Origin of the sequence: Moraxella sp. CTOTU48268 (assembly GCF_032069585.1) — a bacterium.
GTDB classification, from domain to species: domain Bacteria; phylum Pseudomonadota; class Gammaproteobacteria; order Pseudomonadales; family Moraxellaceae; genus Faucicola; species Faucicola cinerea.
This window is the reverse complement of record NZ_DAMALV010000001.1, coordinates 104831-128599: the sequence shown is the minus strand read 5'-3', so window position 1 is coordinate 128599 and position 23769 is coordinate 104831. Positions and strand designations below refer to the sequence as shown.

Here is a 23769-nt window from a genome sequence, read left to right as displayed (position 1 = left end):
TCGGTTAAAAATAAATCGATTAAAAATAGTCAGCTTTTTTAATGCCATTCACGATAGGCCATAGCATGATGCAAACCATTTTAATGATTGGACTGGGCAAAATTGGTTTACCTGTTGCTAAGCAATTAGCGGCGCAGGGCCATTGCGTGATTGGTGTCAGCCGCTCCACACCTACAGATTTGGCTTTCTGCAGCCCCGTGACAGCCAAGCTGCCACCCGATAGTGATAATCTATATCAGGAAAATCTACATTTTGTTGCTAGTGATGCGCGCACGTTAGCTATTGCGCAGCTAAGTCAATGGTCAAGCCAAATCAGCCAAATCTGTATCATTGTCAGTCCAGATACCTTGTCGCTACAAGGTTACCGTGACAGTTATTATGCGATTGCCGAGCATGTGGTGCGATTGGGTGACCATCTGCCAAACCTTAAGCGTGTGGTATTTATTTCTTCGACAGGCGTTTACGGACAAAACGCGGGCGAAATCATTGATATCAATACGCCTGTGTTCGCGCCAGCGAGTGCAACGTCTCAAGTGATTTTACAGACTGAGCAGTTGTTGCAGCAGCACTTTGAAGATGAGAGTGTTATCATTCGCCCAAGTGGGATTTATGGGCAGTCACGGCTGCGTCTACTGACTATGGCGAAACAGTTAGCAGCGCAGTCGCCAAATACGGCTAGCGATTATCCTAATAACACATGGACTAATCGTATTATGGATACAGATTTGGTGAGTATCATTGTCACTGTCATCAATGCAGGTCAAACCGTGCCAGTTTACTTGGCGACAGATAACGCGCCAGTCCCGCTCTATACTGTGCTAAACTATTTGGCGACTGCACAGGGCTTGAACTTATCGCTGCCCTGTATGGAGCCAACAACGGGCAAACGCATTATCACTAATTTGCCAGCTAGTTGGTTCAACTACCCAGATTGGCAGTCAGGCTATCAGCATATTTTGTCGACTTTAGGCGATTAGTGATGGGTGGTGGGTTTCAACAAAAATTTTTCAGCATTTACCTATTAGTGATTTTATAGCCGTGTATGCCATGACGTATTCCAACACCGAGCGCCACGCCGCAAAAAACCAAGTGGTTAAAGACAGAGACCAGCTACGCCATCCCAATGTGATGACTGAGGCAGAAAGATTGGCTTTGCCCGATCCTTGTCGCCCGATTGATAAGCGCGTCATACCCGCGCGTCATACCATTGACGTCTATATGCAAAAACCGCTTTCATTGCCAGTGGCGGATACCAACAACAACCTCACCGCTAGTGTAAAAGACGTTGCCAAGCCATACCCAATGAGGGATAACACAACAAAAATCGCTAAAAAAAGTCCGCAAAGTCATCAATCTGACATGCTAGAGCAGTTATTATCTGAGCAAAGCATTGAGATGCGGCACTTTATCCAGCAGCAGCAACAGCAGGCCAATAGCAGCCAAAGCAAACACGCGTCATTGCATTTACCGCTGTCTTTGTTGCCACAGCTCGTCAATGACAGTAGTATTTCACTGATGAAAGAGGTGATGGGTCAATACCCACATTTAGCGAGTATGAACACGCTTACAACATCCTTGTCACAGCAGACATTGCAAAATTCCTGCGCACATCAAGCTAACGATACCCCCAGCACACAGTCTGACGCCACCTATAACCAAGCGCTACTCAATATCGAAACCAAACTGTATCTGATGGGACAAATGTACCATATTATGCTTTGTGTGTTTTTGCTATGCCAATGCAAATCACGCAGATCACTCAACCCACAAATCACCTTGCAAGACTTGGCTGATGCTATCAATCAATACATCGAGGCGCATCGCACGCAATTGCATTTTTTGACCCGGCATAACGATTTATATATCGAGCCGACGCATGTTGCACTCGCTGCGCTTGCCATCGACTGGCAAGTGGGTAAGCAAACAGCCATCAGCAAACGTACTATTACCATTAGCTCGCAAAACCCAATCACAGGCGGCTAATGGTATTTTTTAACTTGTTCTTTTTTGGAGTGGCGTATGTCGCAATTATCTCAAGCCCAATCATCTCATTCACCGCAGTTTATTCCCCAGCATTTTATTGAGGTGGCACTCAAAAACAATGTATTAAAATTTGGCGAATTTACCCTAAAATCAGGTCGTATAAGCCCGTATTTTTTTAATGCAGGTTTGTTATCAACAGGTGAGCTATTGTCGGTGTTGGCAAATGGTTATGCTGATGCGCTTGCCAAGCAGCTACAATCTACCGAAAGTAGCGATTTGGTAATTTTTGGGGCAGCATATAAAGGTATTCCGTTTGTAGCGGCGACTGCGCAAGCACTGTGGAACAATCACCAAATCAATGCCGATTGGGGCTACAACCGCAAAGAAGCCAAAGACCACGGGGAAGGCGGTATGCTGGTTGGAGCCGATCTCAAGGGCAAATCGGTTTGGGTGATTGATGATGTGATGACCGCGGGTACGGCGATGCGCGAAGTCGTTGCGCTCCTAGAAAAATCAGACGCCAAAGTCGCGGGGATTATCGTTGCGCTAGATCGTAAAGAAAAAGGTCAAAGCGAACAGTCTGCCATTCAAGAATTGGCGCAAAGCCTCAATGTACCGGTACTTGCCTTGGTCACGATGGATGACATTACTGAGTATGTCGCCAAAAATGGCACGCAGGAGGAACTTGCCAAAATGCAAGCCTACCGCGAGCAATACGGTGTTCAATAAGCGGTTGCCATCATCGTGGGTGATGATTATTTAACAAAATAGTTTTTTACATCATGTTATATAAACGTCATCACCCAACCCCGCTAATCATAGATTGTTTTTAAATTAACCATTGAAGAGGACGGCTATGTTGACAAAAGCCTTGCCCACCACACTAACAACGGCACACCTTTTGCGTGTTGGCACAGGACTTACCTTATCGGCAATATTATTTGCGCTTGCCGGTTGTAGCAGTATCAATGAACTGATGGGGGAGGGTAGTAAACCGCCTGCGATTGTCAATGTGGCAACTGACCAACAGCCGTTTTATGATGCGTTAAATAGCCTTATCTTGCCGCCAAAATCGCCACAAGCTGCGCCACAAGGCATTGCCGATGGTCCTTATAATGGCGTGATGCCAGAAGGCGAGCAATTTACCACCTTTGTGAAAAACGGTTACTTCGATGAATTTTTGGTGGTGTACTACCCAAACTTTGTGACCCAGCTTCGCACCGATTTGGTTAACGGTTTATATAATGGTTGGGTAACGTATCGATTGTCCGATAGCCGTATCAAACAAAAAGTGTTATTCCGTCAGGGTGTGGTACAAGAAGCAATTGTTTACAGCCAAGCCGGAAATCCTGAATACCATTTTTGGTTTACCAATGAACAACCGACCAGCGGTATGCGCTACGATAGTAATGGCAATGCGGTCGAATCGATGTTTTAATAGCAAAACAAACAATTGATAAAAATTGAACAAGGATCATAATGAAACCACTGAATTTTCTGATCGTCATGGACGATATCCACACCATCAACTACAAAAAAGATACCACGCTCGCGATGCTATGGGCGATTGCAGATCGTGGTCATACGGCGCATTATTGCCAAATTCACGATTTGTGGCTCGATAATGGCGCATTGCAAATTGATAGCCAATCGCTCAAAACGTTTAAAGACCCTGCGCATTTTTATGAGCTGGGTGAAAAAACCACGCAGCCTGCTACGGCGTTTGACGTCATCTTGATGCGTAAAGACCCGCCGTTTGACATGCAGTTTTTGTATAGCCTGTACTTGCTAGAATACGCTCAGCGAGCAGGCGTATTGCTAGTCAATAACCCAGAAAGCGTACGTGACTGTAACGAAAAACTGTTTGCGACGCAATTTCCTGAGCTGATGACACCGACGATTGTGACCAACAAACAGACCCATATCCGTGATTTTATCAAAACCCACCAAGATGTCATCGTCAAACCGCTTGATGGCATGGGGGGGATGGGTATTTTTCGTCTGACCGCCGATAGCCCTAATATCGGCTCAACCCTTGAGATGCTAACCCAGCTTGAAAGCTTGCCTGTGATGGCGCAAAAATACTTGCCTGAAATCAAGGACGGCGATAAACGCATTTTAATTGTCGGTGGTAAGCCCGTGGATTATTGCTTGGCGCGTATTCCAAGCCAAGGCGAAACGCGCGGTAATCTAGCCGCAGGTGGTCGTGGGGTCGCCATGCCACTGTCAGCGCAAGAGCGCCAAGTTGCTGAGCAAGTGGCGCCTGTGCTACTACAAAAAGGCTTGTACTTTGTCGGACTCGATGTGATTGGTGGCAAAGTGACAGAGATTAACGTGACTAGCCCCACTTGCGTGCGTGAGATTGACGACCAATGTGGCACGCATATCGCAAAGGATTTTATTGCGTTTATTGAAACTCAAATTAATTAAACTAATTTACGTTAAAAAGAGGGTAACTTTATGAATATGGTTATCCTCCTTTTAGTTTGATTATTTAATAACTGATGCAGAAATAATGCATTTTTAAGGCTTGTAATACCAAAGGTATTGTTAAAAAACACATACCTTTGCCCTTTAAAATCTTCAAACTTTTTAGCCAAAGCTGTCGGTTCATCTTCGCAATATTCCAATTTGAACATTTTTGGCATGCCATGCATCCCATAATATAATGTGTCGTCATTGTTGATAAGGACATCATCAGGGATTTGATTATCCACACTTTTAAGCAGAATCGACACCCCAGCCATCACAATATTGGCTTCTTTAAGTGCGATTTTAACCTCATCACATCATCAGCGCACAAGACGAAATTCAACTACATTGATAAATCTGCTGTCGATAGTAGCAACTACCTTTTGCAGATTTTCGTCAGTATATTTGAACGAGGGCGGCAGCTGAAACAACAAGCCCGCCAATTTATCCTGCAATCCTGCATAAATATGCTCGCAAAACTCAACCGTCATATCGTGGGTATCAACCAATTTTTGCAGATGGGTGATGGTTTTTGGCATCTTAATAAAGAATTTGAAGATAGTAGGGGTGGCGTTGTACCAGTTTTGTAAGGTCTTTTGGGTCGGTTTGCGATAAAACGTGGAATTGATTTCGACTGCGCTTAAGTGCTGCGCGTAATAGCTTAAATACGCTTTAGTGGCTAATGCTTCGGGATAAAAAAAGCCTTGCCATAGTCGCTCAGAAAATCCTGAGCAGCCGATATAGTTCATGATGTGTTCTCTATTATTTTTATCAGATAGCTAAGTCGCTAAAACCCTGTAATTCGTATGGCAAACTGTATTAATTATAAAGGATTTAATCAACCTGTCATATAACGGTCAATGATTTGTCACATTATCTTGCTACTCTTTTTCCATAATTTTATAAGTGTGTCTAACAGCTTACTAACTTATTTCATGAATTTATCAATTATTAGCTTGAGGTATCGCCATGACCCAATATAACCATTTTGACCATGACTTTGTAGAAGATTCTAACACATCAAATAACCCAGAATTTAGCCAAATTGTTGCCAAACGGATGAGCCGTCGTACCATGTTAAAAGGTGGTACAGGTCTGACTGCAGCAGCGTTTTTTGGTACATTGCCGCTCGTAGGCTGTGGTAGCGATAACGATAGTAATACAGGTTCAACGGGTAATGGTACAAGCCCTGCTATACCCGCTACTGGCGACATGAAACGTCCTACGCAGCTGAATTTTACTGCTGTGGCTCATTATACCGGTAACGATATGATGGTTGCTGACGGCTACAATGCTGAGGCTATCTTACATGTTGGTACACCTTTTATGAGCGGTATCGAAGATTGGAAGGATAACCGTGAACAAACTGGTGAATCTTTCCAATATCGTATGGGTGATAATCATGATGGTATGTGGTTCTTTGGTAAAAACGGCGAAAAGTATGATCCAAAATCGTCAAACAATGCTTTATTAGTCATGAATCACGAATATACCAATGAGACTATTAACCCTGCGGGTACTTTTTCTACACCAAATCCAGATACCACTGCGCCAGCTATTTTCAAAAATATCCGTAAGGCAACTGATGTACGTCGTGAGTGCTATGCCCATGGTGTGAGTGTTGTTGAGATGAAGCGTCGCGCCAATGGTGTCGGCTATGAAATGGTTAAAGATTCAAAATTTAATAAACGCTATACCAGTGCCTCAGAAGTTAAATTGTCAGGTCCAGCCGCTGGTTCAGATTTGTTGAAAACCAAATATGATCCAACAGGTACAAAAACCCGCGGTATCAACAACCAATGTGGTGCAGGTCTTTCACCTTGGGGTACTTACTTAACCACCGAAGAAAACTTCTTAAACGTCTTTGCCCGTGGTGCAGACAAAGCCATTATTAGTGCGAAAGAAGATACTTCTCGTGTGCGTTATGGTTTACCAGAAAATGGTTTGGGCGGTGGTTACTTATGGCATACACCATCTAAAGTTGATGAAAAATTTACAGATGAATTTGCACGTTGGAACAGTGCAGCCACGGGTGGAAACGCGCTAGAAGACTATCGAAACGCATTTAACACCTTTGGTTATATCGTTGAAATTGATCCATTTAATCAGTCAGCAATGGCAGTTAAACGCACAGCGCTAGGTCGTTTTGCGCATGAAAACTGTGCCTATGCACCTGTCGTTGAAGGCAAACCAGTTGTGATGTATATGGGTGACGATGCGCGTGGCGAATATATCTATAAATTTGTCTCAGACGCAAAATGGTCAAACGCTGATATCGGTGGTGGTCTAAAAGCAGGTGATAAATACTTAGACAAAGGTACTTTGTACGTTGCAGTATTTAAAGATGATGGTACAGGTGAATGGAAAGCGTTAACGCACGGTCAAGGTGCATTAACCAATGCGAATGCAAAATATGCCTTTGCTGACCAAGCCGATGTTTTAATCCATGCGCGCTTAGCGGGTGATGCATTGGGTGCAACCAAAATGGACCGTCCAGAATGGGTATCAGTAAGCCCAGTAACGGGTGAAGTGTATGTAACACTGACCAATAACTCAAACCGTACACCTACAAAACATGGCATGAATGCTGCTAACCCACGTAACTACGCTGGCGATAAGGGTAATCGCAACGGTCATATCATTCGTTGGGCTGAAAAAAATAACGACCATACAGCTACCAGCTTTAACTGGGATATTTACCTATTTGCAGCGCCAAATGACTTAACCGCAGAAAATCTGTCTGGTTTAAATGCCAATAACGATTTGTCTTCTCCAGATGGTCTATACTTCGACCCACGTGGCGTATTGTGGATTCAAACCGATGACGGCGCTTACACTAGCAGAACCAACTGTATGCTACTAGCTGCGTTGCCTGGTAAAGTCAATGATGGTAAAGAAATAACTACATCAGCGGGTATCAAAACTCGCGTCGGTATGCAAGCCAATGACCAAAACATCAAACGTTTCTTTGTGGGTCCAAAAGGTTGTGAAGTGACGGGTATCACCTTAACCCCAGACTTTAAAACCTTATTTATCAATATCCAACATCCAGGCGAAGATCAACCAGGGGTCACATGGGGCGCGATTTCTGGTGGTACTACACCACGTTCAGCGACGGTGATGATTACCAAAAAAGACGGCGGTGTGATTTTAGGTGAGTCATTAAAATAAGTTAAACACGCAACAAAGTTATCAAAAACCCTTGAACAGTGATTCAAGGGTTTTTTTATTAAATAACCTTTTATCTTTTAAAGGTATAAAAAAAATGCTATGATTTTGCCATTTTTATGGTGATTGTTTTTCCCGATAAATGGTCAGGTATGCGGGGTTTTCTAATCCCCACCTCACCTAAATTGGATTGGATTGGATTGGTCAAGGATAATAAGATGAGTGAGCCAACGATGCAAAAACCGCGCGTGCTAATGATGGCAGCAGGCACGGGTGGGCATGTGTTTCCAGCGATTGCGGTGGCTCAAGCGTTACAACAATCAGGTGCCCAAGTGCATTGGCTCGGCACCCTAGTCGGTATGGAAAATGAGTTGCTACAACATTACGACTTTACCTACCATGCCATCAATATGCAGGGGTTACGCGGTAACGGTATCAAACGCTTATTTAAAGCCCCGTCAACCTTACTCAAAGCAACATTAGCGGCTATCAAAATCATCAAAACCAATAAAATCGACATCGTGGTGGGGTTTGGTGGTTATGTGACCGCACCCGGCGGATTGGCTGCCAAATTTTGTAAAATACCAATTTTGATTCATGAACAAAATGCCATCGCAGGCATGAGTAATAACTATCTATCTAAGCTTGCTAATCAAGTGTTAGAAGCCTTCCCAAATACCTTCACCGAACTACCTTCTAGTAAAGTGATGACAGTGGGCAACCCCGTACGTGAGGCTATCGTACAAGTACCGCCACCAAAAGCCCGTATCGATGTCAATGATACCAGTCCTTTAAAGTTATTGGTCATTGGCGGTTCTCTGGGTGCTCAGGCGCTAAATAATCATATCGCGCCCACGCTAAAAAAATTAGAAAGTATGCCAGATGCCAAGTCATGGCAAGTGCGGCATCAATGTGGCAAAAACAACCAAGAGGCTACCCAAGCGGTATATAGCGAAGCACAACTCCAATCAACCCAGTATGAGATTTTGCCATTTGTCAAAGATATGGCAGAAGCATACAGCTGGGCAGATGTCATTGTCTGCCGTGCTGGGGCGCTCACGGTCACAGAAGTTGCCACGGTTGGATTGCCTGCGGTGTTTGTGCCGCTGCCCCATGCGGTAGATGATCACCAAACGGCAAATGCCAAAACCCTATCACAACATGACGCCGCGTTTTTAATGCCGCAAAAAGAATTAACGGCAGAGAGTTTAAGTGCCATTTTAGCCAAGCTCGACCGTCATCAAATCTTAGCGATGGCAGAAAAAGCACGTGAATTTGCCAAACCCAATGCCACACAGCTGGCTGCCGATGCCATTTTATCCCAGTTAAAACCTTAATTATTTTTTACAACTTATAAGTCATTTATCATTGAGCCTGTCTATGTCAAAATCAGCCAAAACTGCCACTGCCCAATCCACTGAAAAACCTGAAAAAACCAACCGTGTCACCAAAAAAATTGCCAAGCGTTTGGTCGAAATCCCAGAGATGCGCCGTATTCGCCACGTGCATTTTGTCGGTATTGGTGGGGCAGGAATGTGCGGTATTGCCGAAGTTGTCCATAATCATGGCTATATGGTTAGCGGTTCAGACATCAAACAAAGCCCAGTGACCGACCGTTTGACCCAAATGGGCATTCAAGTGTTTATCGGGCATGATTCCAAAAACATCAGTGAAGCCGATGTGGTCGTGGTGTCATCAGCCATTGATCATACCAATCCAGAAATCCAAGCTGCCTTGTCAGGACGTATTCCTGTGGTACGCCGCGCCGATATGTTAGGTGAGCTGATGCGTTACCGTCATGGTATTGCAGTAGCGGGCGCGCATGGCAAGACTACCACCACTAGTCTGCTTACCATGATTTTAACCGAAGCGGGTTTGGATCCTACTTATGTGATTGGTGGTAAACTTAACGCGTCAGGCAAAAACGCGTCATTAGGTCAAAGCCGTTATTTGGTGGCAGAAGCGGATGAGTCAGATGCGTCATTTTTATCGCTGCGTCCGATGGCAGCGATTGTCACCAATATCGACCAAGACCATATGGAAACCTATGGTGGCAGTTTTGACAAACTAAAAGCCGCGTATGTGCAGTTTTTACAAAATATGCCATTTTATGGGTTGGCAGTATTGTGCGGTGATGACAAAGAGTTGTACGGACTGATTGATAAAATCGCGCGCCCTGTGTTGACTTATGGGTTAGAAAAACATAACGATGTGCAAGCCATTGATGTGGTGGCAGACGGCACCAAAACCCATTTTACCGTACTGCGTAAAGACCGTGAGCCACTGCCGATTACTTTGAACATTCCTGGTATTCATAATGTCTATAACGCCTTAGCGGCTATCACCATCTCCACCGATGAAGGTGTCAGTGATGAAGCCATTTGCCAAGCGGTCAAAAAATTTGCCGGCGTGGGCAGACGTTTTGAAAACAATGGTAACTACCCTGTAAAAGATGGCGCAGGCGATGTGCTATTGATTGACGACTATGGTCACCACCCAACCGAAGTGGCAATGACTATCAAAGCGGCTCGTCAAAGCTATCCCGATCGCCGCTTGGTGATGATTTTCCAGCCTCACCGTTTTACCCGTACCCGTGATTGCTTCGATGATTTTGTGGACGTATTGTCACAAGTCGATGTGTTAATGCTACTTGATGTGTATAGCGCAGGTGAAGCGGTGATTGAAGGCGCGGATAGTCGTAGTCTTGCCCGTACCATCCGCACCCGCGGACAAGTTGAGCCAATTATGCTGAACATCAATGACATGGATCAAATCCGTCAGGTGCTAGGTAGTATGTTAAAAGGCAATGATTTGCTGATTACCCAAGGGGCGGGTAACGTGGGTCAACTTTGTCTAGATTTGGCAAAAAACAATTTATTTCTCGCGGACAAATAACCGTTTGATTGAACAACCGCTTGACTGAACAATCACGCGGTAAACGGTTAGCAAACTTAAGGTATTGAAAAGCTATTTTAGCTTGCCCCTACTGCCAGCAGACGATTATTCTATGGGTGAGCTAAAATAGCCAAGTCATAGACAAGTTATATCCAAGCCATAGCCTAGAAATTTGGGTGAAATAAATATAGCAATAAATTCGGTTAACAAAAGATTAGGAATCAATATGTCAGAGCTTATCGATGTCAAACAATTTGGTAAAGTGGCGGTCGTCTGTGGCGGCTGGAGTGCTGAGCGTGAAGTGTCACTGACGAGTGGTCAAGCCGTGCTTGATGCGCTACTCGCTAAAGGCGTAGAAGCCCATCACTTTGACCCCAAAGAAACAGATATCTCACAACTGCGCGACTATGACCGCGTATTTAATGTGCTGCATGGCACTTTTGGCGAAGATGGCAGCCTACAAGGGGTGCTAGACGGTTTTAATATTCCGTATACCGGTTGTGGCGTGTTAGCCTCTGCAATTGCCATGGATAAGTTTCGCAACCGCCTAGTTTGGCAAGCGTTAGATTTACCAAACGTACCTTATGTCGTGCTTGACGACAATACCGATTTTACCGCTATCGAACAGCAGCTAGGTTTACCACTGTTTGTCAAACCTGCCGCTGAAGGCAGTAGTGTCGGTGTCTTTAAAATTAAAGAAGCGGGCGAGCTTGCCAAGACCTACCCACAGCTCAAACAATACCACGGCGCTATTTTGGCAGAAAAAGCCATTACAGGTGGTGAGTATGCTTGCTCAATCCTCGGTGATGAGGTATTGCCTAGTATTCGTATCATCCCAACGACCGAGTTTTATGACTACGAAGCCAAATACAATCGTGATGATACCGTCTACCAATGCCCATCAGATTTGAGCGAGGCGCAAGAACAAATCATGCAACAAATCGCAAGAAAAGCGTTTGCCGCCATTGGGGGCAAAGGTTGGTCACGTGTGGATTTTTTACGAGATGACGAAGGCACGCTATATCTGCTTGAACTCAATACGGTGCCAGGTATGACGAGTCATAGTCTGGTGCCGATGGCAGCAAAAGCGCGTGGCATGGATTTTGCGACACTATGCGTGCGTATCTTAGAACAAACGTTGAGTGAATAAGTCGTTTTCGTTTATATTTGTTTACAAAAAAAGTACTTGAATTGTCTAGAAGCGTATTATCTATTTACCATTCATTTCATTGAATTTGCTATGATATGCTTCTAAACATAAATCCTTGTAATATTTTTATTTATTTTGATTTTTGTTGTTGAGATTTTAGTAATTAATAATTTTAGACCGAGTTATGATTGGTCAATATGGCAAATTCATTTGTGGCAACTGCTTCTCTAGATACTACGCTCCCTAATCGCTTTCATCAGCTGCTGCCAAAGTTGTTAATGCTTGGCGTTGTGTTATTGTTGCTGATATTAGCGGCTTTCGCGATTAATGTGTTCAATAAATTACCCAATGCAGCCATCAGTTTGCAGCATAAAGGGTTAAATACCCAGCAAACCCTGCAGCTTCAGCAATTATTGGGCGAAAAAGCAGACACAAATTTACTCAAGGCTAATTTGCAAAGCTATGTGGCAAAACTTGAGACGGTAGATTGGGTAGGGCAAGCCGATGTGCGCCGCGATTGGCAACAAGGTATTGTGGTTAATGTAGTACCGCGCCAAGCCGTTGCCAAGTTTGGTAGTGAACGTTTAGTCGATGCCAATGGCACGGTATTTAAGCCCGCCGATAGCAATGACCTAAATAATACCAGCCTAATGCAGCTACAAGGCGATAGCCAAAATGCCGTTGTCATGATGCAGCAAATCAAGCAAGTCAGTGATTGGTTTATGCCACTGGGTATGAAAATTGAAGAAGTCATCGTAACGCCTAGAATGGCATGGCTATTTCGCTTTGATAACGGACTTCGGGTACTGGTTGATAATGACAATACGTCAGAAAAACTGTATCGACTAAGCATCATGTTACAAAATCAGCTTAAACCACAGCTTAAAACGCTGCAAACGGTGGATCTACGCTATAAAAATGGCATGGCAATTACCAAACGACCTTTGATACAGCAAGCAAGTGATACAACTGCCGTCAATGCCAAATCCGCTGATACTAAACCCGTGACCGATGCCAACTCAGCAACCGATTCGAAAACTAACGCCTTAAAAACCCCAGCCATTAGGTGAAACATAATTTTGTAGTGTTCTATGAAAAAGCCAGATCTGATCGTCGTCGTCCACCTAAGTGCTACCGCTATTCATACTGTGATTGGTCAAATCCACAGTGCGCAAGATATTCGTATTATCGGTTTATCTACCGTTAAAAACCATGATTTCGCGCAAGGTACCATTCGCCACCGCGAACGTCTAAAATCTGCCATCAAACAATCTATTCAGAACGCTGAAGACATGGCAAATTGCCGCGTAAACAGTGTTTGGCTGAGCTTTTCTACCCCAGATTTGCAAAGCGTCAATAGTGTGGGCGAAGTCAAAATCAAACACGATATCGTACAAGCCAAAGACGTGGTCGCCGCGCTGACCCAAGCCAAAAACAAACATCTCCAAGATGATTTGTATTTGATGCATTATGCCCAGCAAGGTATTGCTTTAGATGGCAATGCTGAGATGATTGATGATGCGATTGGGATGCAAGCGAGTGACTTGATGGTACTCTATCATCTGATGATGATGCCGGTCAAAGGTCGCCAAAATTTACAGCAATTGTTGCAAGAATGTGATGTCAGCATCGACCAAATGCTATTTGATGCTGTATCTACCGCCGAATATGGTTTATTACCCGAAGAAAAATACCATGGTGTATGTCTGATTGATATTGGGGCATCGACGACCAGTATCTGCGTTTACCGTGAAGATAAGCTGATTTATACCCATTGTTTTGCCGAAGGCGGACATCACGCAACACTGGATATCTCTATGCTGCTAGACGTCACCATTGCTGAAGCAGAGAATATGAAAAAATCCCAAGCCAATGTTGATCGTCATGGGATTGACTCAAGCCAATTTTTTACCATTAAGCGTTCACAGCATGACGATGAAAAAACCATTAATATGCTTGAGCTCCTTGAAGTCACGGAAGCCCGCTATATCAGTATTTTAGGTCATATTAAAAAAGAGCTGGATAAAGAAGGACTAAGTGAGTTTTTACAACAAGGCTATGTGATCACTGGCGGTGGGGCTGAAATGCGTGGATTATTGCCATTAGCCAAAAAAATCTTTGCCAATAAAGTAAACAAGGTCAATCAACACTCAGCGATTTCTGCCTATACCCAATATGGTGATGATGACAAGCTTCGCACCATTGCGGCAATGATTGGTGAGCGTAAATACCAAACCGCGTTTGGCACACTGTTATATAGTCAAAGCGAGGCGTTTCATCATAGCGAGAAAAGCTCACCTGACTCTTTGCAAGTTAAGCCCATGCGAGAAAAACTCAAAACTGTGAATAAATTTTTTGGTAAATTTTTCTAAAAAAGAGATGTTTAGTATTTTAAGAGTGCTCATGTTATGATTGACTCTAAAATCCACTAATTGTGTAATGATTTAATTGATATTTAATTTAATATGTTTGCTATTTATGCTGCTTAAGCCTACTTGACAGCATACGGAGATTTTCAATTATGGAAGCGAAGTTTAGTATTGTACAAGATCACACTGATACATTTGCCGATTCAGCCCGTTTAACCGTCATCGGTGTCGGCGGTGGCGGTGGGAATGCCGTTGAAACCATGGTGCAAAATGGTGTAAAAGGCATTACCTTCGTCTGTGCCAATACCGATAGACAAGCGCTTGACCGCCTGTCAGCGCCCAATAAAATCCAGCTCGGTATCAAAAATAACAACCGCGGCTTGGGGGCAGGTGCCAACCCAGAAGTAGGGCGTGAAGCAGCTGAGAGCGATGAAGAACAAATTCGCCAATTGTTAGAAAATTCTGACATGGTATTTATTACCGCGGGTATGGGCGGTGGTACAGGTACAGGCGCTGCGCCAGTCATCGCTAGACTAGCCAAAGAGCTGGGGGTCTTGACCGTTGCCGTGGTGACCATGCCATTTACCTTTGAAGGTGGCAGACGTAATAAAGTGGCTAGAGAAGGTATTGAGCAGCTTTCTAACTTTGTCGACTCCATCATCACTATCCCCAACGATAAACTGATGACAGTGTATGGCAAAATCTCTATGAAAGATGCCTTCAAAAAAGCCGATGAAGTGTTACTTCAAGCGGTGCAAGGTATCTCCAATATGATTTCAAAAGATGGTTTTATTAACATCGACTTTAACGATATTCGCACGGCAATGACCTCACGGGGTCATGCGATGATGGGTATCGGTAAAGGCAGTGGTGAAGACCGCGCTGAGATCGCTGCTGAAAAAGCCATCAAAAGCCCATTACTTGACAATTTATTACTTAAAAATGCCAAAGGTCTACTGGTCAACGTGGTGGCAAGTTCAGATTTCAATTTTGAAGAGCAAGAACGCATCACCCAAAAAGTGCATAGCTTGGTGGATATTGACGAAGCCAACATCTTCTACGGCGTGGTATTTGATGAAGACATGGGCGACGAAATCCAAGTAACCGTGGTGGCAACGGGTCTTACGCTAGATAATACCCCAAAGCACCCAACTAGAGATTTTGTCTCAGATGCCTCTAGCACCCACAAAGTAGAAGCAGGCACGCATGAACCTGCGTATGCGGCACGCCCGCAGCCCATCCCTGCACCTCAGCCACCTGTACAGCAAGCTATCGAGCCTGCGCCAGTACAACCGCAATCCTCGCAGCCACAACGCACAGGCAACAGTATTCAAGACTATCTACGTCGCCAGCAAAATCGCTAAAATACCGTATGACTTTTAACAGCCTCACAGCTTAATCGTTGTGGGGTTTTTTTATCACTGTAGCCAATCATAAAGGTCGGTAAAATCAATCAAGCATCACTATGATGTGGAAAGGGACAATGGTAGAATAGCCAAATGTAACAAATTATATCAACCTAGCTTTCGCTAAGGATGAATGCAATCTACTAGGGGGCATTATGCAGCAGCGTACTATTCAACAACCCATCAATCTTGAAGGCATCGGCTTACATAGCGGTAACCCTGTACACCTGCGATTTTCTCCTGCACCCATTGACTATGGGATTCAATTTTTACGTAGTGATGTGGCAGATGCACAGCCCATACCCGCTATCTATCATGCGGTAACCGATACCATGATGTCCTCAAATCTCACCAATGACTTAGGTCAGCGCATTGGGACAGTCGAGCATTTGATGAGTGCAATCGCTGCGCTTCAAATTGATAATCTACAAATCGAAGTGTCCGCCCCTGAAATTCCAATCATGGATGGTAGTGCCATCGAATTTGTGCAAATATTACAACAAGCGGGTATTGCCGAGCAAACCTCTGCCAAACGCTATATTCAGGTGTTGCAACCGATTGAAGTTCGCGTGGAGGATAAAGTTGCAGGATTTCGTCCCTACGATGGATTTATGTTAGATTTCCAAATTGACTTTAATCACCCTGCTTTTAATGCCTCACATCAAAAGTTTAAATTGGATTTTAATGAAGGCAGTTTTATCGAGCATATTGCCAAAGCGCGCACATTCGGCTTTTTAAAAGATATTGAATACCTAAAAAGCAATAACTTAGGGCTGGGGGGGAGTATGCAGAATGCTATTGTTTTAGATGATAGCGGCGTACTTAATCCTGAAGGGTTACGTTTTGACGATGAATTTGTACGCCATAAAGTACTAGATGCGATTGGTGACTTATACCTTGCAGGGCACCAAATTTTGGGCGAGTTTTATGCTTATAAGTCAGGTCATGCGCTCAATAATAAATTGTTACGAGCCTTATTTAGTGATGAAAATAACTATAAATTTGTAACAAAATATAACAATGTTAACTAGATTTATTTAATCTTATTAATTTTATTGTGTATTTTTACTAATCAGGAAATTTTACATATGGCTTGATTAGTAACATTTTTTTATCACAAATCTATTATTTTATTACACTAAATAAACGTAACCAATCCCTTTTAATATTTCAAATTTGGATATCTTTTTTCAGCCATTGGCTACTATAAGCGAACTAAAAATAAAAAAAAAGATATCTTTATCTACGCGGTTGATTGTAAATTTCTTCCTATCTGTTTACTTTTACTTGCACAAGCCATTAATCTATTGATAAATATTGCTATATTAGTAACATAATTTACATAAAGTTACATTGTAAATCAGCTACTTTAGTCTTTTATCAGTTTTTGTAACGCCGTTCTAAGCGGCTCGTTATCCGTGACAAGGTCACATAGCTGTGTTATATTTCGCTTCGTAGATTCGCTTAGCTCACAATTATTTACATTGCTAACATTCTGGTTACACTGTAAATTTGCCATTTGCGAGCCATGAATAGGTTTGACAATCACCACGCGAAAACGTAACTGATTAAATTGATGAAAATTATTATCGAACGCTTGCAGGGTTGACAGTAGCTGCTGCTGGTTGTAATTGAGATGATTGGCAAGGGTATGACTATTTGTACTCACCACAAGCCTAAACGACTCACAAGCAATCACTTGTAAGCTTGCTAAGACTTCCTGAGGCAACAGGTTTTGCCAAGCGCTGCGAATATCATCCGTCAACTGCTGTAACTGCTGCAGCTTTTTTTGAAACGGTAATTGATAGTTGGCAAGACGCTCAGTGCGAGAGGCAAGATGGTTGGTTGGTTTTTTCATAGTCAATGAGCAGTGTGGTGGGTAGTTAAGCGACAAAAAATTTGATTTAGTCTTAGCATTAGTGTAGATGATTTTAAGACCAAATTATAGTGAATTAAATCTTGCCAATGCGCTGTAGTAGCGCTTATATAATATTGGCACAGGGTTTAATAGCATAAGGTTTAACAAAGGATAAAAGATGAAGTTAGCTCTAATCGCATTACCAGTTGTTGCTTTAACCACAATGAGTCTTGCACAAGCTCAAATTCTATCGATTACCAATGCCGGTAAAACCAGTCAAGTTATTGTCCGTGAAGATGATGGTGAAGATTATTATCTGCCCTCAGATGCCGTCAATGCGGCTATCAAAAATCTAAGCCAACAAACCCAGCAAAAAGAAGACCGCCTCGCAAGTTTAGCACAAAAGTTATCGACTCAGCCAACCACCATTATCAACATGCCTGCAATGGGCAGCTATGCGGGTAATGGCATGTTGGCGTTGCGCCCAATTACGTCATCTGCGCGCATGAGTTCAGGTTTTGGCTATCGTATCCACCCGGTTACTGGTAAATCACAGTTTCATAAAGGGATGGATTTTGCTGCACCCATTGGCACCCCTATTTATGCCACAGGTAATGGTGTGGTGACTTTCTCAGGTTGGGGTACCGGGTATGGTCGTTATGTCGAAGTGGATCATGGCAACGGTACAGTCACCCGTTACGCACATACCTCTGCAAACTATGTTAACGTTGGCGATACGGTATATGCCAACCAGCAAATCGCTGCGGTAGGCAACACGGGTCGTTCAACAGGCGCCCACTTACATTATGAAGTCCGCCAAAATGGTCAAGCCGTCAACCCACAAACTTATTTAGCGTTAGCACCAGCGCGTTAATCGTGACACTATCTCGGTATATAAAAAAACTGGCTGATAAGCCAGTTTTTTATTTTTCGCTGTGCTATGCTTTAAAACCATCATAATTTAGGTATTTATCCAGTGTGCCTTGTTATGAAAGTCCGCTGGGTGTGCATGCTGTATAGCCCAATAACTCATTTTATCGACGGTTGGAGCTGAGTTATCTGCTAAGCTATTGTCTGGCGGTTGCTGAATCACACGCGTTGGATTTAGCGCATAATTACCATTTGCACCAACCAACTTGTCCAATGCTGATTTGGCAAATGTCATACCGACACGAAAAGTACCAACGCTAAACGCATATTGCTGCTCTACCGCTCGTACATGGGTGAGGAGCATTGGACTTGCAGAACACCAAAAAACAAGCGGAAGCTCGCTATCTTGTGTAATAGCTTGGCTAAAAAAATTGATATCCTCACCATAAGTCAGCGCTGTGATAGGCAAGCGCCGAGGGGGTAATTCATTCGGTATCCGATAGCTGTCAAAATAATAAATATTAAACTCACCATTGGTCGCCAAATTGACCTCAAGATACGGGCTATCTGCTTGGCTGTCTTTGGCAATAAAACACTCAAAACAATCTGCTTGCCATAAATAATCTTGGCGCATTACACGTTGAAGTGCCAATGGGCTAAATGTCGGAAAATTTGCCCATAGACCAGCTTGTAGAGCGGTTTGACTATCATCAATCTTGGGATGTGTAGCATCAAATAAGATAGTTAAAAATTTACTATCAGCGACCACATGTACTGAGAGCTGGTAGTCCAGTGTTGCCGATACGGTAAGTGGTTCAACCGCGCTCGTCAGTGCGAATGTCATACCCTGTAACGTGTCCATTGTAGCTTTAGCCAAAACGTGCCAAGTTTGATAACTTAGGATTGGCTTCTGGATTGCGGCGTAATAATAACACCATACGACCGATACTGGTGACCAAAATCGCATCAGTGGCTGCAGCAATCGCATTTGCCACAGCGTCACGATCTGCTTTACTACCGGCTGGGATTTTTACTTTAATCAGCTCATGATCGGTCAGTGCGCGCCCAATTTCTTCAATAACGGTTGGGGTAACGCCTTGACCCCCAATCATTACCACCGGGTTCAGCTGGTGACCGATGCCTTTTAAATGTTTGATATCAGCATTTGATAAGCTTGAATTTGCCATAACTGTCAATTGACCTATAAAAAAATTAGCCAGCATTATACCATATTAATCATTTTGCCTAATAAATTATGGGCAATACATAGGCAAAAACACATAGGCAAAAACGCTGCCATGACTTATCAATCTGCAAAAATCACTGGATTAAAAAAATCAATAGCCAATCCATGAGTTAACACAAGCTAACTAGGTGAAATATGCTAAAATAACAGCCTTAACCCTTGAGATTGTCAAAATTTACCAATGGTCATTCTAGGATGGCTTTGGGTTTTTTAGCCAAATCCCAAGTGAAGAATTTTTAAACTATATATAAAGGGTAGTTTGTAGAAAATTATGGCAACGCGTATTACCAACAAAAAATTGTCCAAAAGTAGCCGTGCGTGGATGAAAGAGCACATTGACGACCACTATGTCAAACTTGCCCAGCGCGATGGCTATCGGGCAAGAGCGGCTTACAAATTGCTAGAAATCAACGAAAAACTGCAGCTGATTAAAAAAGGCATGACGGTGGTCGATTTGGGTTCTGCCCCAGGCAGCTGGTCGCAAGTTGCTGGCAAACTAGTCGGTGACAATGGCAAACTCATTGCCTCAGACATCTTGCCCATGGACACGCTAGAGAATGTGACCTTTATCCAAGGGGATTTTCGTGAGCAAGAAGTCTTTGACAACATTATGGCAGAAGTCGCCGATAAAAAAGTGGAAGTGGTGCTATCTGATATGGCGCCCAATACCTCTGGTTTTACCGCAGTCGATCAGCCACGCATGATTTATTTGTGTGAGCTTGCCATGGACTTTGCCGAGCAAGTGCTCCCGGAAGGTGGCACTTTAGTGATTAAGGTATTCCAGGGCGAAGGCTCTGATGCTTTACGAAAAAATATGCAGCAGCGTTTTAGTAAAGTGCGTAGTATCAAGCCTGCAGCGTCACGCGCACGCTCAAAAGAAATGTATTGGATTGCTACCAAATAAGGTAATTTGCTTTAGTCTATCCGTGAAGTTAACTGGATAAAAATTGGTAATATGTTTTTACTAGAAAATAACAGAGAATTCGCTTGATAATGTTAAGGTAAATCCATATATCATGCTATATTGAAAGATTAATGTAACGTCTATTTTTGGTGAAACATCTACCTATCTTTGGTAAACATTTTGATTTAATCCCACTTTTTAATCAACCCCCTAACGCGAAGGATGAAAAACAACGTGAGCGACATGGTAAAAAATACCTTATTGTGGTTAGTTGTGATAGGGGTATTAGTGCTAGTCTTTAGCAATTTTGATACCCGCAATGAACCTGATAAGCTCAATTACTCCCAATTTGTCACTGCGGTGGCAACTGACCAGGTCAAAAGTGTCAAAATTGATGGTGAGCAAATTTCTGGCGAAAAGAAAAACGGCTCAACTTTTGAGACAGTGCGTCCTGCGGTCACTGACACTGAGCTAATGCCAAAACTTATCAAGCATAATGTTGAAGTTCAAGGCGCCACCCCTGAACGTCAAGGCGTAATGATGCAATTACTGATTGCAAGTTTCCCTGTGCTATTAATTATTGGTTTGTTCTTGTTCATCATGCGTAATATGAGCGGTGGTGGTGCAGGCGGTGGTCGCGGCATGGGTCCGATGAGTTTTGGTAAATCTAAAGCCAAAATGTTATCAGAAGACCAAATCAAAGTGACATTTGCGGATGTGGCAGGGTGTGATGAAGCCAAGCAAGAAGTAACAGAAATTGTTGACTTCCTACGTGACCCAGAAAAATTTACCAAACTTGGCGCGACTATTCCGCGTGGTGTGTTGATGGTAGGTCCGCCCGGTACTGGTAAAACCTTGCTTGCCAAAGCGATTGCAGGCGAAGCCAAAGTACCATTTTTCTCAATTTCAGGTTCTGACTTTGTTGAGATGTTTGTAGGTGTCGGTGCAAGCCGTGTTCGTGATATGTTTGAACAAGCCAAGAAAAACGCCCCTTGTATCATCTTTATTGACGAGATTGATGCTGTTGGTCGTCATCGCGGCGCAGGTATGGGCGGCGGTCATGACGAACGTGAACAGACTTTAAACCAGTTATTGGTTGAGATGGATGGTTTTGAAGGCAATGATGGGGTAATCGTGATTGCTGCAACCAACCGTGTTGATGTACTCGATAAAGCATTGTTGCGCCCAGGTCGTTTCGATCGTCAAGTACAAGTTGGCTTGCCTGATATCAAAGGCCGTGAGCAAATTCTTCGTGTACACATGAAAAAGTTACCCTCAACAATTGGCGTTGATATTCGTTCATTGGCACGTGGCACCCCAGGCTTTAGTGGTGCGCAATTAGCGAATTTGGTGAATGAGGCGGCACTATTTGCTGCACGTAACAACAAAGCGTCAGTTGATATGAATGACTTTGAAGAAGCCAAAGACAAGCTTTATATGGGTCCAGAACGTAAATCGATGGTACTGCGTGAGGAAGAGCGTCGTGCAACGGCTTACCATGAAGCAGGGCATGCCTTAGTAGCTGAAATGCTACCGGGTACTGACCCTGTGCATAAGGTTACTATTATGCCGCGTGGCTGGGCGTTAGGTGTCACTTGGCAATTGCCAGAGCATGACCAGACCAGCGTTTATAAGTCAAAAATGCTAAATGACATTGCGATTTTGTTTGGTGGTCGTATCGCTGAAGAAGTCTTTATCAATCAGCAATCGACTGGCGCGTCAAATGACTTTGAACGTGCTACTAAAATGGCACGCGCGATGGTTACCAAATACGGTATGTCAGATGCCATGGGTGTGATGGTATATGAAGAAGATGAAAACCAAGGTTACTTTGGTGCCTCATCTCGTACTATCTCAGAAGCGACTCAGCAAAAAGTAGATGATGAAGTTCGTCGTATCCTAGAAGCGCAGTATGATATCGCACGTGCATTAATTGAAGGTAATGCGGACAAAATGCATGCGATGGTGGATGCATTAATGAAATGGGAAACTATTGACCGTGACCAATTGCAAGACATTATGGCAGGTATTCCACCACGCGAGCCTAAAGTTTATCAAGAGCCTGTTAGAGTAAATTTTGATAAACCAAGCAATCCACCGACAAGTGGGTCGGGCTTAACGCCGCCGCCGTTACCTGCAATGTAAATTATCCATGATATGAGTTATCCAAAAACCGCTACCAACTTGATAGCGGTTTTTTTGTTTTTCACTTAAAATAGTAGAAAATTTTAGCCATCATTGTGGACGTCATGCAGTTACAGCCCATTCCCAACTTTGCCATTCATTATCATAATCAGACGCTCGATTTGTCTTATCCCCATATCATGGGCATTCTAAATGTTACCCCAGACTCATTTTCTGATGGCGGTCGATATAATCATATCGACCAAGGTTTGCGTCATACCGAGCAGATGATCAAAGACGGGGCGACGATTATCGATGTGGGTGGTGAATCTACTCGCCCAAACGCCAGTCCTGTGAGTGAACAAGAAGAAATTGACCGCGTTATTAAAATCGTTGAAGCGATTAATCATCACTTTGGTGAGCAAGTGTGGGTGTCGGTTGATACCAGTAGCCCGACCGTGATAACACTCGCCAGTCAAGTCGGCGCCAAAATTTGGAATGATGTACGAGCCTTGACGCGCCCCGATGCCATTGCTACCGCTGCCAAACTAGATATCCCTGTCATGCTCATGCATATGCGCGGTGAGCCAACGACCATGAATCAGCTCGATGATTATCAAGATTTATATACCGATGTTATTACCGAGTTACAGCAGCGCATTGATGAGGTTATGGCGGGTGGGGTCAGACGTGACAATCTTATCATTGACCCAGGGTTTGGCTTTGCCAAAAACGCCCAGCAAAATCTAGCATGGCTGAATGAATTTTATCACTTGCATAGGTTTAACTTACCTGTCATGGTGGCATTGTCCCGTAAACGCTTTGTTGGGGAAGTTCTCAAGTCAGCCAATCTACCCCATGACCCTACCGATAGAGATGTTGCTAGTATGGTCGCAGCTTTATTTGCTGTGCAGCAAGGGGCGTGTATATTGCGCACCCATAATGTAGCAGCGACTAAAGCAGGGCTTGCGATGTGGCAAGCGACGCAACAGGCAAAAGCTTCATAAAAATTTAAAAACTACATGAATTTAACGCGCAACGACAAGGATTTATCATGAGTGACAACCAGCCAGAACCTACATTAGAGCAGCGCAAAGTTATCTATCGTGCTAGACGCGGTCTAAAAGAACTTGATTATTATTTTGATCCGTATGTGAGAGCGCACTATCTAAAAGCCGACTCACAAGAGCAGCAAATTTTTGCAGAATTGGTGAAAGAAGAAGATCCTGATTTGCTAGACTGGTTTTTACACAATCAGCCGACCAAGCCAGAATTTGCTGATTTGATAGCCAAGCTCAAATCATTAAAAGCTTCTTCTTAATTG

At 43.6% G+C, this 23769-nt stretch carries 23 protein-coding genes; 18 read left to right on the top strand and 5 right to left on the bottom strand.

What is annotated here, in order from left to right:
- The first annotated feature begins 65 nt into the window (after positions 1 to 65).
- The 5 genes from RT143_RS00605 (at position 66) to gshB (ending at position 4413) form a co-directional block, all read left to right on the top strand.
- Entirely contained in the window at positions 66 to 977 is a 912-nt protein-coding gene (locus tag RT143_RS00605; protein ID WP_313090396.1) for an NAD-dependent epimerase/dehydratase family protein, read from the top strand.
- Positions 978 to 1047: 70 nt separating this feature from the next.
- Positions 1048 to 1983 carry a hypothetical protein gene (locus RT143_RS00600; protein ID WP_313090394.1) on the top strand — a complete coding sequence of 312 codons (936 nt, stop codon included), beginning with the start codon at positions 1048 to 1050 and terminating at the stop codon, positions 1981 to 1983.
- A gap of 36 nt (positions 1984 to 2019) precedes the next feature.
- Entirely contained in the window at positions 2020 to 2712 is a 693-nt protein-coding gene (gene pyrE, locus RT143_RS00595) for an orotate phosphoribosyltransferase (RefSeq protein WP_313090391.1), read from the top strand.
- Positions 2713 to 2839: 127 nt separating this feature from the next.
- Positions 2840 to 3421 carry a hypothetical protein gene (locus RT143_RS00590; protein WP_313090389.1) on the top strand — a complete coding sequence of 194 codons (582 nt, stop codon included), beginning with the start codon at positions 2840 to 2842 and terminating at the stop codon, positions 3419 to 3421.
- Between the two features lie 41 nt (positions 3422 to 3462).
- Positions 3463 to 4413 carry a glutathione synthase gene (gene gshB, locus RT143_RS00585; protein WP_313090387.1) on the top strand — a complete coding sequence of 317 codons (951 nt, stop codon included), beginning with the start codon at positions 3463 to 3465 and terminating at the stop codon, positions 4411 to 4413.
- A gap of 11 nt (positions 4414 to 4424) precedes the next feature.
- On the opposite strand, the gene RT143_RS00580 is transcribed toward gshB, so the two are convergent.
- Positions 4425 to 4730, bottom strand: coding sequence for a DUF72 domain-containing protein (locus RT143_RS00580; protein ID WP_313090385.1), 306 nt, complete (start codon positions 4728 to 4730; stop codon positions 4425 to 4427).
- Positions 4731 to 4775: 45 nt separating this feature from the next.
- Positions 4776 to 5204 (bottom strand): DUF72 domain-containing protein, encoded by a 429-nt coding sequence (locus RT143_RS00575; RefSeq protein ID WP_313090383.1) that lies wholly within the window; start codon positions 5202 to 5204, stop codon positions 4776 to 4778.
- Between the two features lie 220 nt (positions 5205 to 5424).
- Between RT143_RS00575 and RT143_RS00570 the strand changes: the two genes are divergently transcribed.
- The 8 genes from RT143_RS00570 to lpxC all read left to right on the top strand — a co-directional run bounded on the left by RT143_RS00570 (position 5425) and on the right by lpxC (position 16474).
- Positions 5425 to 7626, top strand: coding sequence for a PhoX family protein (locus RT143_RS00570; RefSeq protein ID WP_313090382.1), 2202 nt, complete (start codon positions 5425 to 5427; stop codon positions 7624 to 7626).
- A gap of 215 nt (positions 7627 to 7841) precedes the next feature.
- Complete coding sequence (murG, locus tag RT143_RS00565) at positions 7842 to 8960, top strand: undecaprenyldiphospho-muramoylpentapeptide beta-N-acetylglucosaminyltransferase (protein WP_313090380.1); 1119 nt, start codon at positions 7842 to 7844, stop codon at positions 8958 to 8960.
- A 148-nt stretch (positions 8961 to 9108) separates the two neighbouring features.
- Complete coding sequence (gene murC, locus RT143_RS00560; protein ID WP_060995614.1) at positions 9109 to 10518, top strand: UDP-N-acetylmuramate--L-alanine ligase; 1410 nt, start codon at positions 9109 to 9111, stop codon at positions 10516 to 10518.
- A gap of 226 nt (positions 10519 to 10744) precedes the next feature.
- Positions 10745 to 11668 (top strand): D-alanine--D-alanine ligase, encoded by a 924-nt coding sequence (locus RT143_RS00555; RefSeq protein ID WP_313090378.1) that lies wholly within the window; start codon positions 10745 to 10747, stop codon positions 11666 to 11668.
- Positions 11669 to 11865: 197 nt separating this feature from the next.
- Positions 11866 to 12738: a cell division protein FtsQ/DivIB gene (locus RT143_RS00550; RefSeq protein WP_313090376.1), complete on the top strand. Its 873-nt coding sequence runs from the start codon at positions 11866 to 11868 to the stop codon at positions 12736 to 12738.
- A gap of 21 nt (positions 12739 to 12759) precedes the next feature.
- A complete protein-coding gene (gene ftsA, locus RT143_RS00545; protein WP_007116179.1) occupies positions 12760 to 14040 on the top strand; it encodes a cell division protein FtsA in 1281 nt (426 codons plus the stop codon).
- Positions 14041 to 14189: 149 nt separating this feature from the next.
- On the top strand, positions 14190 to 15401 hold the full coding sequence (gene ftsZ, locus RT143_RS00540) for a cell division protein FtsZ (protein WP_313090375.1): 1212 nt from the start codon (positions 14190 to 14192) through the stop codon (positions 15399 to 15401).
- Positions 15402 to 15598: 197 nt separating this feature from the next.
- Positions 15599 to 16474, top strand: coding sequence for a UDP-3-O-acyl-N-acetylglucosamine deacetylase (gene lpxC, locus RT143_RS00535; RefSeq protein ID WP_313090373.1), 876 nt, complete (start codon positions 15599 to 15601; stop codon positions 16472 to 16474).
- A 338-nt stretch (positions 16475 to 16812) separates the two neighbouring features.
- Here lpxC and RT143_RS00530 read toward each other — a convergent pair whose 3' ends face one another.
- Positions 16813 to 17301, bottom strand: a complete 489-nt coding sequence (locus tag RT143_RS00530; protein WP_313090371.1) for a DciA family protein — start codon at positions 17299 to 17301, stop codon at positions 16813 to 16815.
- A gap of 178 nt (positions 17302 to 17479) precedes the next feature.
- On the opposite strand from RT143_RS00530, the gene RT143_RS00525 reads away from it, so the two are divergent.
- The gene (locus tag RT143_RS00525; RefSeq protein ID WP_313090370.1) at positions 17480 to 18175 is read left to right on the top strand and encodes a M23 family metallopeptidase; all 696 of its coding nucleotides are present in this window, start codon (positions 17480 to 17482) and stop codon (positions 18173 to 18175) included.
- Positions 18176 to 18262: 87 nt separating this feature from the next.
- On the opposite strand, the gene RT143_RS00520 is transcribed toward RT143_RS00525, so the two are convergent.
- Positions 18263 to 19033: a DOMON domain-containing protein gene (locus RT143_RS00520; RefSeq protein ID WP_313090369.1), complete on the bottom strand. Its 771-nt coding sequence runs from the start codon at positions 19031 to 19033 to the stop codon at positions 18263 to 18265.
- A gap of 7 nt (positions 19034 to 19040) precedes the next feature.
- The gene (locus RT143_RS00515; protein WP_313090367.1) at positions 19041 to 19358 is read right to left on the bottom strand and encodes a YhbY family RNA-binding protein; all 318 of its coding nucleotides are present in this window, start codon (positions 19356 to 19358) and stop codon (positions 19041 to 19043) included.
- Between the two features lie 330 nt (positions 19359 to 19688).
- Between RT143_RS00515 and rlmE the strand changes: the two genes are divergently transcribed.
- The 4 genes from rlmE to RT143_RS00495 all read left to right on the top strand — a co-directional run bounded on the left by rlmE (position 19689) and on the right by RT143_RS00495 (position 23766).
- On the top strand, positions 19689 to 20321 hold the full coding sequence (gene rlmE / locus RT143_RS00510; RefSeq protein WP_313090366.1) for a 23S rRNA (uridine(2552)-2'-O)-methyltransferase RlmE: 633 nt from the start codon (positions 19689 to 19691) through the stop codon (positions 20319 to 20321).
- A 243-nt stretch (positions 20322 to 20564) separates the two neighbouring features.
- Positions 20565 to 22466 carry an ATP-dependent zinc metalloprotease FtsH gene (ftsH, locus tag RT143_RS00505; protein WP_313090365.1) on the top strand — a complete coding sequence of 634 codons (1902 nt, stop codon included), beginning with the start codon at positions 20565 to 20567 and terminating at the stop codon, positions 22464 to 22466.
- 104 nt (positions 22467 to 22570) lie between these two features.
- The gene (folP, locus tag RT143_RS00500) at positions 22571 to 23452 is read left to right on the top strand and encodes a dihydropteroate synthase (RefSeq protein WP_313090363.1); all 882 of its coding nucleotides are present in this window, start codon (positions 22571 to 22573) and stop codon (positions 23450 to 23452) included.
- Between the two features lie 47 nt (positions 23453 to 23499).
- Entirely contained in the window at positions 23500 to 23766 is a 267-nt protein-coding gene (locus tag RT143_RS00495; protein ID WP_313090362.1) for an FAD assembly factor SdhE, read from the top strand.
- Positions 23767 to 23769: the final 3 nt, after the last annotated feature.